A 12,776-nucleotide genomic window follows, 5' to 3' on the forward strand; every position below is an offset into this window, starting at 1 on the left:
TAATTCAAAATTACCACTGTTATAGCTGAGAATATTTTTTTTAATTATTAGCAAAGAAACTGTAGTAAAGCTGCATTAAACACGAAATTACTTCTATTTAAATCAAAAATAATTTTAATTATAATATCTTGCATCTCATTTTAATTCAATTAAGCTATGGGCAAGCAAGACGATTTCAAAAAACTCATTACAGAAGGGTATACCTCAAAAGGAGAGAGTATAATTCTAGGCGGAGCAATCCTTGACGGAGTAGCTTTGGTAGATACCCATGTAAAAATACCATTAAAGACTTTAAATAGACATGGCTTAATTGCAGGTGCAACAGGAACAGGAAAGACGAAAACCATCCAGGTTTTATCTGAACAATTGTCTTCTTTTGGAATCCCAGTATTAATGATGGACATTAAAGGTGATTTTAGCGGTGTTGCAAAAGAAGGCGAAGAAAAATCATTTATTACGGATCGCCACGCCAAAATAAACCTTCCTTATCATACCGCAAAATTCCCAGTTGAGCTACTAACCCTGTCCGAACAGAATGGAGTACGACTTCGTGCCACCGTTTCTGAATTTGGTCCTATTTTATTTTCGCGAATACTGGGACTCAATGACACACAGAGCGGTGTAGTTTCGGTAATTTTTAAATATTGTGACGACAACAAGATGCCTTTATTAGACCTTAAGGACATCAAAAAGATCATCAGCTATATTACCGAGGAAGGAAAAGAGGAAATTACAGAAAGTTACGGAAGAATATCCACCTCGACTACTGGAATCATTCTTAGAAAGATAATTGAACTAGAACAGCAGGGAGCAGAACTGTTTTTTGGCGAAATGTCGTTTGATATTGACGACCTAATGCGAATTGACGAAAACGGAAAAGGCTATATCAATGTACTCCGATTGACCGATATTCAGGATAAGCCCAAATTATTCTCGACTTTCATGTTAAGTATGCTAGCTGAAATCTACCAACAAATGCCTGAAAAAGGAGATTCAGACCAACCAGAATTAGTAATTTTTATTGACGAAGCACATTTAATTTTTAATGAAGCTAGTAAAGCCTTGTTAGAACAAATTGAAACAATTGTAAAACTAATACGATCTAAGGGAGTGGGAATATATTTTGTAACACAAAATCCAATGGACGTTCCGAGCGGAGTGTTAGCCCAATTAGGATTAAAAATACAGCATGCGTTGCGGGCTTTTACAGCCAAAGACAGAAAGTCCATCAACCAAACCGCTGACAATTACCCTTCTTCTGACTATTACAATACCAGTGAAGTCTTGACTAGCCTAGGAATAGGCGAAGCATTAGTTACAGCATTAAACGAAAAAGGAATCCCTACTCCGCTTGTAGCAACCATGATGCGCGCGCCCATGAGCCGTATGGATATTTTGACAGAAAGTGAAATACAAGAAATCAACAGCAAGTCGAAGTTAGTGAAAAAATACAGTGAAATTATCGATCGGGAAAGCGCATACGAAATGTTGAATAAAAAAATTGCAGCAATCGATGCGGAAGCCGCTAAACAGGAACACGAAAAACAAGAGCAAAAAGCCACTAAAACTAGAACAACTCAAGAGAAAAAAGAGACTGGCGCGATGGGCAAATCAGTTTTAAAAGTTTTGACAAGTGCCACCTTTATTAGAGGCGTATTCGGAGTTTTGTCGAAAATAATGAAAAAATAAAAGATTAAGAAGTCCTCCTGTCATAAGCTACCAAACAATAAAACCAAAGTTTTCAGGAAATTTCTGGGATAATACTTAACGTAAAAAAAATAATATGAAAAAATATTTCATCCAAAATACTCCATTTATTGTCCCTACAACGGACGGAAAATTAATTGAGGAGCACCACGGCCTGGCCACTACCAATAACGCACAGATTTCAATTGCCCACATGATTGCACCTCCAAAATGGAGTGAGCCCTATCAAACCCCGGAATTTGATGAATATACTTATATTATAAGAGGAAAAAAGCAGTTTATTATTGATGACGAGATTGTCATTCTAGAAACTGGGCAATCTATTAAAATTGAGAAAAATACCCGAGTTCAATATTCAAACCCATTTGATGAGGAATGCGAGTATATCGCGATTTGTCAACCCGCATTTGATTTCACAAAAGTGCATCGCGAGGTATAAATTAGCCCCGAAAGAAGTGCAAATCCTATTTTATACTCTACCACCTTCGGTAGAGTATAAAAAAGATTGTAACGAATAGCGGGAATAGCTCCTAAAAAACTATTTCAGCAATTCTAGTATTGTATTTTCAACTAATGCGCTATTCCAATTACGCTCTATATTATCTGTTTTTAAAACTTCCTCCATAATAGCATTTTGAAGATCGCCAATAGCCAAGGCTTCCGCATAAGGACGATCACTAAAAGTCACTCTACTATATAACGGAATCCATTTATCAGGATGCTTATCTGAGAACCATTTCTCTATTTTCTTTTGCAAAAGGAATTTATCATCAGCCGTTTTAGAACTCATTTCCATGAAATTACGGTACGAAAGTTCTGCTATTGCATCAGCATTTGGTTTGCGTGATTTTTGATATTCAGAAAAAATCGATTCCCAATCATCACCATACTCTTCGATCATTTCATAAAGGACAGAGATATCCTCGAAGCCGGCATTCATTCCTTGGCCGTAAAAAGGTACAATTGCATGACAGGCATCACCAATCAAAGCTACTTTATCTTCGTAAGTCCAAGGGTAACATTTCATTGTCACCAAAGTACTTGTTGGATTATTGAAAAAATCTTCAGCTAATTTAGGTATCACATCAATGGAATCCGGAAAGTTTTTCTCAAAAAAGGCTTCTACCTCCTTTCGGTCTTTTAATAAATCAAATGAATTTTCGCCTTCGAAAGGCATAAATAGGGTGCAGGTAAAACTGCCATCTAGGTTAGGCAATGCGATCAACATATAATCACCACGAGGCCAAATATGAAAAGAATTCTTATCTAATTTATGTGTTCCGTCTGGGTTTGCCGGAATATTTAATTCTTTGTACCCCATATTCAAAAACTCTTGCGAGTAATTAAACATACTCTGACGTTGCATGCGATGGCGAATCCTAGAAAATGCCCCATCAGCACCAAAGACCATATCGTATTTTTTTTCTTCCCAAACTCCTCTTTCGGTTTCCCCGATATGCAAAGTAGCTTCTTTTAAGGTTACATCCCAGATTTTCTGATTAAAGAAAAACTCAGCTCCTGCTTCTTCGGCTAGATCAATCATTTTCCGATTAAGGATTCCTCTCGAAATAGAGTAAATTGCTTCACCTTCCTGGCCGTAATTCTGAAAATTAAGTTTGTCCACCAAGTGAATGGCTCGTTTCTCCATTCCGATGGCAATTTCACGAACGGCATCACCTACACCAACGCCGTCTAAAGCTTTCCAACCACGGTTTGACATGGCTAAATTTATAGAACGTCCGGAGAACTGAATTTGTCTAATATCAGGACTTCTGTCATATATATGAACTGTATGACCTGCTTTGCGTAAGTAAATAGCTAATAAAGATCCGACTAAGCCGGAACCTACCACAGCTATTCTTTTTGGAGTTTGCATTATTTTTTATAAAGAGTTAAGCAAAATTACTGATTTATTATTTCAAGGGCTTCAAAAAACTCAGTTTTTACTTGGTATAAAAACCAATTTTGTTGAAGTTTTAACAATTTCATTCTTATTCATTTTCATTTTCCTAAACTTACCTTCATTATACATTACCGCCTGATCATTATAATGAGCACTTAAAGGATTACCAGACTGACCTGTTGGCAGAATGCTCCAACTATTTTCAATATCTGAAAAATCAACTATCCTTCTTGTTGAAGGACCTCCCTTAACCACGTATTTCGCTTCATTTGAAAAATCAAACATTTGGTTGTTGACGACTTCATTCGTTCCCGAGACTTCAAATGGACCTACATTAAATATACTTCGCAATGCTGCTACTTTCCCCAAAGGATGCTCATACTCTACAACATGCACTTTACTCCAAGTCCAATCCGAAACTGAATTTCCTAATTGCTTTTCTAAAGTAACAATAGCTTCCTTAAATGATTGAGAAAGAATATCTTTTCTTGTTTCCTTTTTGCCTTTGGTCTTAATATTATCCCACCAAAGTGAACTATCATTAGTAATTTGTTTTGCAATCATTTGTTTCATAATATGAGTTGCCAAAAACTGCTTAAAACCATCTTTCCCAAGTTCGTCTTCAAAAGCATCTTTTAGGTACAAATAAATCCATTTATTATAAATCGTAGGCGCTATATCATTTAAATTACTAGTCCCTTTCCATGTTTTTAAAGCAGCAACAGCTTCCGCTTCATTTTTAGAAAGTGTTGCTATATTAAGATTTGAAATTAAATCTTTAACTACCTCAAGTGACACTACCGAAGTATTGTCCGTCATCATTTTACTAACAGATTGTTTATCCCAATTTGATTTGGGATTTAGCAATTGGGTTATTCTTGTAGCTCTATCTTTTGGAAGGTAATAGCCGGGATATAAAAATCCATCCACTGCTTCCGGTTGGTTATTTGCCGAATAGACATAATTCCAATCAGGGTTTACCGCTGAAGGATTTTTGGAGAAATCCAAAAACTCAGTAATATCATCATTTCCGGAAGCACCTTCCAAAATAAAATGAGTATCGACGCCTTCATTATGTTTGTAAAGTTTCCCAGTCGCCCACCAAGCTACATTTCCCTTTGCATCTCCATACATCACATTCAGTCCTGGCGCAGCTATTAAAGCCACTCCATTTTGAAAATCAGCTTTGCTTTTAGCATGTGACAACGTATAAACGGCATCTAGAATATGAATGGGTTGTTGTGTATAAATCCAAGACATGGCAACCGGTTTGTTTGAATTTAAACCGTCTATCAAATCATTCATAATAGGACCATGGCGACTCAATTTGACATTCATCACAAGATCCGAGCTGTCTTTTACTTTGATAACCTTTTTTCTAATTTCAAATTCCCTGAAACCATCTGGGGTTTTATATTTATTACTATCGGCAGAGCTCTCTTCTTCTTGATAAAAATCAATGTCATCATTTTCGAACATGGTCAATCCGTAAGCATACTCTCTATTATGCCCTAATAACGGATACGGAGTTCCCGCCAAATAACAGCCGTACAACTCGAATTCTGGAGTTACAATATGTGCTTCGTACCAAGTCCCAGGTTGTGAAAACCCAATATGAGGATCATTAGCAAAAATTACTTTACCACTTTTGGTTTTCTTGCCACCAATTACCCAACTGTTACTTCCTATGAAGGGAGGAATTGGAGACTGATCTAATAAAGAAGATATTGATTTTGAGATGGCAAGATATTCCTCAGGATTTTCTTTAGCATTTTTAATTTGAACGGTATTTAATGAATTATCCAAACCAAAATCTTTCAAATAATCCATTCCGAATTTATTTCTAATGTCCGTCAGCAAAGGATCTGTTTTTTGGGCCATAGCAAAACTAAAAGACATGTATCCGTAAATATTATACACATCTTTAATGGTGAATTTTTCTTTCTTCACTCCTACCAATTGGAACTCAATTGGATTAGGTCCTTCCTCCATAAATTGATTGATTCCATCAAGGTACGCCATCATCAACTGGTAACTCGGACTACTTTTATCTAAATTAGCAATCGCGATATCTGAAGCTTCTTCTATACCCAATCCAACAAAAAACTTATCGTTCTTCAAAGCTACATTTCCAAAAATTTCTGATAAGCGTCCAGGTGCAATACGTCGCATCAATTCCATTTGCCATAAACGATCTTGTGCATGAACATAACCCAAAGCCACCATTGCATCTTTAGGGTTAGCAGCATAAATATGAGGAATTCCGAACTCGTCAAAATATACCGTCGTTTCTTCCTTGATCACCTTAAGCTCTAATTGACCGTCATATTTAGGCTTTAAATAGAATCCATAAACAACAAAAGCTATTATTAGCACTGACAATATTGAACCTAAAAACAACAGTCCTTTTTTAAATTTTTTCATATCTAAGATTTATAACGCAAACAAATATAAATGATTTTGAATGACTTGTATTTCAAAACTAAAAAGTAAAATACAAAAATATAATTATTTTGTTTAATTTAACTCTTAAAACAGTAAACAAAAACTATATTTGTGAAAAAAAGCAAAATGAAACAGCTATCTAAACTCGATTTTTCTCATATGGAAAAAGTAGAACGATTGAATTTAATCAATTCTTGTACTGGATATAAATCGGCTAATTTAATTGCAACCAAATCTCTTCACGGAAAATCGAATATTGCTATTTTCAGCAGCGTTACTCATTTAGGTAGCGACCCTGCTTTAATTGGTTTTATCGTTCGTCCCACAACAGTACCAAGAGATACTTACCAGAACATCAAAGACACCGAATACTTCACAGTCAATCACATAACAGAGTCCATGATCGCGGACGCACATCATACGTCAGCAAATTATGACAATGGCGTTTCTGAATTTGATAAAACAAATCTTGAAGAGGAATATAAAGAGAATATAGACGTTCCTTTTGCAAAAGGAAGCCCTATTCAATTGTACTGCAAATATTTAAATGAATATTATATTAAGGAAAATGACACAATTCATATAATCGCATCAATTGAAAACTTGTTCTTTGAAGAAAACTTAAGGCATGATGACGGATGGCTACAAATAGACAAAGGTAATGTTGTTGCTTTGAACGGTCTGGATGGATATTGTTTGCCAAAACTAATCGATCGTTTCAAATACGCAAGAAAAGACACCCCGACCCAATCATTCTTTAAACAAATTATAAAAAAGTAAAACAGAACTACATGCAAAAAGAGTGTTTAAATCTCATTTAGATCTAAACACTCTTTTTCTACTAACAAACCACTTGTTTTATTATTTTTTACTTCCGTCGATAATAGCACCAGTACCAGCGCCAACTCCAGCGCCTGCAAGACCACCTATTATAGCTCCCTGTCCTTTTTTCTTACTAATAACCGCTCCTGTCACAGCGCCAACTCCAGCACCAATTACGGCTCCTTTTGCAGCTCCGCTCCAACCCTTTTTCTCTGTCACAGTTGTAGTCGTTGTACTACTGCTAGTGCTTGCCGGTTGATTAACAACAATAACTTCTTTTTGAGTTGCTGCTTTATTCATTTCAATTTGCATTGAATCAACAACTTTTTGTTTTTCAATTTCGATTCGCATCGAATCTATACTTGCCTGTTTGGCATCTTCAACGTTCATTTCTCCTTGATTTCTACAAGAACCTAAGGCTAAAGCTAATATTGCAAAGTATACTATTTTCATAATTGTGAGTTTTAAAATTTATAACTGAACAAAGAAACTGCTTATCCCTGGCAAAAGACTTATACAATTACGTTGAATTGTTATATAATTCTGAGATAAAAATAGTTATGACAATCAGTACTAACGCAATATTCCTGCCTTCAAAATTTGACCAAAGTCATACATATCCTCAAAGGAACAGTACAATGGCACTGGTGCTAGTCTTATCACATTTGGTTCCCGCCAATCAGTAATCACTCCATTTTCCATTAAATAGTCAAACAAACTGCGGCCTTCCCCATGAAGAAGAACTGACAATTGACAACCTCTTTCAGAAGGGTCTGCCGGCGTTATAATTTCGAAAGTACTATCTACCTCTTTATCTATTTCTTGAAGAATAAATTCCAAATAGGCAGTTATTCTATCTCTTTTTTCGATTAAGGCATCCATTCCTATTTCTTCAAACATTTCTACAGAAGCTAAATAAGGAGCTAAAGACAGTATAGGTAAATTACTAATTTGCCAGCCATCAGCTCCTTGAACAGGATCAAAAGTAGGTTCCATTTTAAATCGACGCTCTTTATTGTGCCCCCACCAACCTGCAAATCTGGGTAAGTCTGGGTTGTTGTGGTGTTTCTCGTGTACAAAACAACCAGAAGCATTTCCTGGTCCAGAATTCATGTATTTATAGCTACACCAAGCAGCAAAATCTGCATTCCAATCATGTAGTTCTAATTTTATATTTCCTGCAGCATGCGCTAAATCCCAACCTACTATAGCCCCTGCATCATGTCCAGCTGCAGTTATTGTCTTCATGTCAAAAACCTGACCCGTATAGTAGTTAACGCCACCTATTAAAACCAAAGCCAGTTCATCACCAACTTCTGCAATTTTAGCTAAAACATCTTCTAGTCTAATGTTGTGCTCTCCCTCTCTCCTTTTAATTTCAACAATTGCATCTTCCGTTTTGTAACCATGAAAATGGACTTGAGATTGAAACATATATTGATCTGAAGGAAAAGCTTTTTCCTCACAAATGATCTTGTATCTTGATTTTGTAGGTCTGTAAAAAGAAACCATCAGTAAATGAAGGTTTACCGTTAAGGTATTCATCACAGTTACTTCAGATGGTAATGCTCCGACAATTTTACTTAAGGGCTTTGCAAAACGTTCGTGATAATCCCACCATGGCTTTTCGGCATAAAAATGTCCTTCTACAGCAAGATTAGCCCAATCATCCATCACTTCATCAACATAAGCCTTTGTTCTTTTGGGTTGTAAGCCCAAGGAATTACCCGTAAAATAAATCACTTTTTCTCCATTTACTTTAGGAAAAATAAATTCGTCTCTATATTTATTCAGTTTATCTTGTGAGTCAAGTTGCTGGGCAAATTCTTTAGTGTTTTCGAAAGTCATGGTTATAATTTAGTTTTGTAAAAATAACTAATATTTATCGCTGCACAAAGTGCTACTCCTTTATTTTATAACTTTTATAAAGTCGAATATCAAACGGAACATTTCTTAAAGTCATACACCCTAAGACCTTAATTTTAACTACATTTGATTGTATTTAAATTTAAATCGAATGCTTAAAAATAGCCTAAACGTAATTATTCTTTCTGTAGCCGTGGTCATCTCTGCTTTTTTGTTTTCCAATGCTTTTCAAAACAGAAATATAAGTGATGACACCATAAGTGTTACCGGCTTAGGAAAAACAGACTTCGTATCAGATCTAATTGTTTGGAAAGGTTCTTTTTCTAAAAAAAGTAGTACCTTAAAAGAAGCCTATGCATCACTAGACGCTGACCGTGAGAAAATAAAAGATTATTTATTGGGCAAAGGAATCCCTGCTGCTACTATTATATTCTCGGCTATTAGCTTCAACAAAGACTACGAGACCAGTTATAATGCAAACGGAACCGTTAGACAAACTTTATTTACTGGTTTTACTTTAAACCAAAATGTAAGTATTCAATCGAAAGATGTAGACAAAATCGAGGATATATCTAGACAATCCAGCGAATTAATTAACACCGGAGTAGAGTTTTACTCGAATGCTCCTGAATACTACTACACTAAACTTGCTGAATTAAAAATAAAAATGATTGCTGAAGCCACAAAAGATGCCAGCAACAGAGCCAAAAGCATTGCCGAGAATGCCGATGCCGCTTTGGGCAATCTAAAAAAATCTGATATGGGGGTTTTCCAAATTATCGCTCAAAACTCATCTGAAGATTATTCTTATGGCGGTTCCTTCAATACCAATTCGAAAAATAAAACTGCCACTATTACAATAAAATTAGTGTATCAGGTTGACTAGATTTTCGAAAAAACGTTGTGATATTTGGAATCGCGTGAGGGATTGCTTCGCCAGTTCGCTATCGCTCGTGTGAAGTGGAAATCCTTTCTTATAATGCAGCGTTAGCGGAATTATAAAAAGATTGCAACAAATAGCCCGATTCGCCGCGGCGAACACGCCCCAAAAAAAAATCTCGTCATTGCTGACGAGATTTAGTGAATTAACCTTTATTTCTTATTAGATGATTAACATTGCATCACCGTAAGAATAAAATTTGTATTCTTCTTTGATTGCTTCTTCATATGCTCTTTTCATTAAATCATGTCCACAAAATGCAGAAACCATCATTAATAAAGTAGATTTTGGTGTATGAAAATTGGTAATCATACAAGTAGGAATTGTAAACTCATGAGGAGGGAAAACGAATTTGTTTGTCCAACCATCAAAAGGGTTTAACGTTCCGTGTGAAGAAACTGAACTTTCAACAGCACGCATTGAAGTAGTACCTACAGTACAGATACGTTTTTTCTTTGCTTTTGCATCATTTACAATATCACAAGCTTGCTCAGTAATTTTTAATTCCTCAGAATCCATTTTGTGTTTTGACAAATCCTCAACCTCAACTGGATTAAAAGTACCCAAACCTACGTGAAGTGTAACCTCAGCAAATTTGATCCCTTTGATTTCTAATTTTTTTAATAAATGCTTAGAGAAGTGCAATCCTGCAGTAGGCGCCGCAACAGCTCCTTCTTCTTTAGCATAAATGGTTTGGTAACGATCCGCATCTTCTGGAGTTACGTCTCTGCTTATGTATTTAGGGATTGGAGTTTCTCCAAGTTCTGTTAATTTTTTTCTGAATTCTTCATAGGAACCGTCGTAAAGAAAACGCAATGTTCTTCCACGAGAAGTGGTGTTATCAATAACCTCAGCCACTAATGAATCGTCATCACCGAAATACAATTTGTTTCCGATTCTGATTTTACGTGCTGGATCTACTAAAACATCCCAAAGACGTTGTTCTGCATTTAATTCTCTAAGTAAGAACACTTCGATTCTTGCACCTGTTTTTTCCTTGTTCCCATATAAACGGGCTGGGAAAACTTTAGTGTTATTTAAAATTAAAACATCACCATCATCAAAATAATCAATAACATCTTTGAACGTCTTGTGTTCGATCGTTTGTTTTTTACGATCAATAACCATTAAACGGGCTTCATCTCTATGTTCAGAAGGAAATTCTGCAAGAAGCTCTTTTGGTAAATCAAATTGAAATTGTGATAGTTTCATCTTTATTTTTTTGTTTAAAAGTTTAAAGTTTAAGGCTTAATAATTTAGCCCTAGCATTAAACTTATTTAAGTCTGCAAATATACGACTGTGAGATAGGCGTTGTCAAGTGTTTTGCTGTTTATTTTAAGCAAGAGCACTATAAGCCCTTACATATTAGTCCTGAAAGGCTATAAACATTGAGAATCTCTAATTAATTTCAGAAGCCGAAAAACCCAATTTCTTCATGTCTTCCCAGAAATCAGGGTAGGATTTAGAAACTACTTCGGCATTTTCTATTATTATAGGCACTTTTAACGCTAAGGGAGCAAATGCCATTGCCATTCGATGGTCGTTATAAGTGGCAATTTTTACGTTTTGATTAATTGTAGAAGTTGCAACAAGCGTCAAGCTATCATTAGTAACCGAAATAGTAGCACCTAATTTTGTCAACTCGATGCGTAATGCTTCCAGTCTATCTGTTTCTTTAATTTTTAAAGTATGAAGTCCAGTTAGATGACAACCAATTCCTAAGCCTAAACATGTAACCACAATAGTTTGTGCAATATCTGGAGTGTTGTTTAACTCAAAATTTACCGTTTGAGGTTTAAAGTTAGTATCCTTTGTAAGTGTTAACGAATTATTTTCGAACTGAGAATTAACTCCCATCTGTTTATAGATTTCTACCAAAGCAGAATCTCCTTGCAAACTATTTTCTTTATAGCTACTTAAAGTAATCGAAGCTGTATCAGCAAGTGCTACTATACTAAAAAAGTAAGAGGCAGAACTCCAATCCGATTCTACCACCATTTCTTTAGTCTCGACTTCCTGTTTTGGATACACTTTGATCACATTTCCTTCAAAACTAGTCTTGATATCTAAATCATTAAGCAAGGCTAAAGTCATTTTAATATAAGGAACCGAGGTGATTTCGCCAACCAAAGTTATTTCAATACCATTTTCTAATTTTGGCGCAATCAACATTAAAGCAGATATATATTGACTACTAACATTTGCAGGGATACTGACCTTTGAAGCGATAATTTTTTGTCCTTTAATTCGAATAGGTGGATAACCTACTTCTTTTTCATAGGATATTTTTGCGCCCAATTGCTCGAGCGCTTCCACTAAAACTTTTATTGGACGTTCGGTCATACGTTGTGAACCAGTTAAAACTACTTCACGACCTTCGTTTACTGCAAAAAAAGCTGTCAGAAAGCGCATAGCCGTTCCTGCATGATGAATATCTACTATTTCTTCGTTCCCTTTCAATGCTGTTTGCATTACTTCGCTATCGTCAGAGTTAGATGTATTCACTAAAGTAACATTAGGGAATAATGCTTTCAACAATAAGAGTCTATTTGTTTCGCTTTTTGATCCGGTAACGGGAATGTCTGCTTGTAAATTAGAATGGGTAGTTTGTAATAGTAAGTTCATCTTGTAATTATGAGTTGTGAATTATGAATTACAATGGATATAATTCAAGCTCGCAATTTACCACTCCTCACTTATAATTCATAATTTATAAACCACAAATTACTTCAGTTTTTCGTTGTTTTTGTGACGGTCTTTATCGCGAACGGATTTCAAATCCATTTTTTTATCAAAAGCAGCTTGCAAATCGATTCCAGTTTGATTCGCCAGACACATTACCACAAAAACCACATCGGCCAGTTCTTCGCCAAGATCTTTATTTTTATCGCTTTCTTTCTCGGATTGTTCTCCGTAACGACGGGCAATAATTCGAGCCACTTCTCCTACTTCCTCAGTAAGCTGTGCCATATTAGTCAATTCGTTAAAGTAACGAACACCGTGTTCTTTGATCCAGTTGTCTACGTCTAATTGGGAATTTTTCAAGTTCATTTTTGCTTATTTATTTTGTGCAAAGTTAATCAAAGAAATGA

Annotated in this window: 11 protein-coding genes; 4 read left to right on the top strand and 7 right to left on the bottom strand. The window is 35.6% G+C overall.

The annotated features are described in order from the left end of the window. Positions 1–156 precede the first annotated feature (156 nt). Together HJ01_RS02280 and HJ01_RS02285 are read left to right on the top strand one after the other, a co-directional pair. Complete coding sequence (locus tag HJ01_RS02280; protein ID WP_007136653.1) at positions 157–1,689, top strand: helicase HerA-like domain-containing protein; 1,533 nt, start codon at positions 157–159, stop codon at positions 1,687–1,689. A gap of 94 nt (positions 1,690–1,783) precedes the next feature. After that, the gene (locus tag HJ01_RS02285) at positions 1,784–2,146 is read left to right on the top strand and encodes a cupin domain-containing protein (protein ID WP_007136654.1); all 363 of its coding nucleotides are present in this window, start codon (positions 1,784–1,786) and stop codon (positions 2,144–2,146) included. A 99-nt stretch (positions 2,147–2,245) separates the two neighbouring features. On the opposite strand, the gene HJ01_RS02290 is transcribed toward HJ01_RS02285, so the two are convergent. Together HJ01_RS02290 and HJ01_RS02295 are read right to left on the bottom strand one after the other, a co-directional pair. Continuing rightward, the gene (locus HJ01_RS02290; RefSeq protein ID WP_007136655.1) at positions 2,246–3,583 is read right to left on the bottom strand and encodes an FAD-dependent oxidoreductase; all 1,338 of its coding nucleotides are present in this window, start codon (positions 3,581–3,583) and stop codon (positions 2,246–2,248) included. Between the two features lie 60 nt (positions 3,584–3,643). Continuing rightward, complete coding sequence (locus tag HJ01_RS02295; RefSeq protein WP_007136656.1) at positions 3,644–6,034, bottom strand: penicillin acylase family protein; 2,391 nt, start codon at positions 6,032–6,034, stop codon at positions 3,644–3,646. A gap of 147 nt (positions 6,035–6,181) precedes the next feature. Here HJ01_RS02295 and HJ01_RS02300 point away from each other — a divergent pair, with 147 nt between their 5' ends. Next, on the top strand, positions 6,182–6,835 hold the full coding sequence (locus tag HJ01_RS02300) for a flavin reductase family protein (RefSeq protein ID WP_040473625.1): 654 nt from the start codon (positions 6,182–6,184) through the stop codon (positions 6,833–6,835). An 81-nt stretch (positions 6,836–6,916) separates the two neighbouring features. Here the strand turns inward: HJ01_RS02300 and HJ01_RS02305 are convergent, their stop codons facing one another. After that, positions 6,917–7,330, bottom strand: coding sequence for a YMGG-like glycine zipper-containing protein (locus HJ01_RS02305; RefSeq protein WP_007136658.1), 414 nt, complete (start codon positions 7,328–7,330; stop codon positions 6,917–6,919). Between the two features lie 120 nt (positions 7,331–7,450). Next, a complete protein-coding gene (gene kynU, locus HJ01_RS02310; protein ID WP_007136659.1) occupies positions 7,451–8,725 on the bottom strand; it encodes a kynureninase in 1,275 nt (424 codons plus the stop codon). A gap of 169 nt (positions 8,726–8,894) precedes the next feature. Here kynU and HJ01_RS02315 point away from each other — a divergent pair, with 169 nt between their 5' ends. Beyond that, a complete protein-coding gene (locus HJ01_RS02315; protein ID WP_007136660.1) occupies positions 8,895–9,629 on the top strand; it encodes an SIMPL domain-containing protein in 735 nt (244 codons plus the stop codon). Between the two features lie 216 nt (positions 9,630–9,845). Here the strand turns inward: HJ01_RS02315 and queA are convergent, their stop codons facing one another. From queA to HJ01_RS02330, 3 genes are all read right to left on the bottom strand, one after another. Further along, positions 9,846–10,895, bottom strand: coding sequence for a tRNA preQ1(34) S-adenosylmethionine ribosyltransferase-isomerase QueA (gene queA / locus HJ01_RS02320; RefSeq protein WP_007136661.1), 1,050 nt, complete (start codon positions 10,893–10,895; stop codon positions 9,846–9,848). A 187-nt stretch (positions 10,896–11,082) separates the two neighbouring features. Then, positions 11,083–12,309, bottom strand: coding sequence for a 3-phosphoshikimate 1-carboxyvinyltransferase (aroA, locus tag HJ01_RS02325; RefSeq protein WP_007136662.1), 1,227 nt, complete (start codon positions 12,307–12,309; stop codon positions 11,083–11,085). A 99-nt stretch (positions 12,310–12,408) separates the two neighbouring features. Further along, on the bottom strand, positions 12,409–12,735 hold the full coding sequence (locus tag HJ01_RS02330) for a nucleotide pyrophosphohydrolase (protein ID WP_007136663.1): 327 nt from the start codon (positions 12,733–12,735) through the stop codon (positions 12,409–12,411). Positions 12,736–12,776 lie beyond the last annotated feature (41 nt).

The organism is Flavobacterium frigoris PS1, assembly GCF_000252125.1.
Classification (GTDB): Bacteria; Bacteroidota; Bacteroidia; order Flavobacteriales; family Flavobacteriaceae; genus Flavobacterium; species Flavobacterium frigoris_A.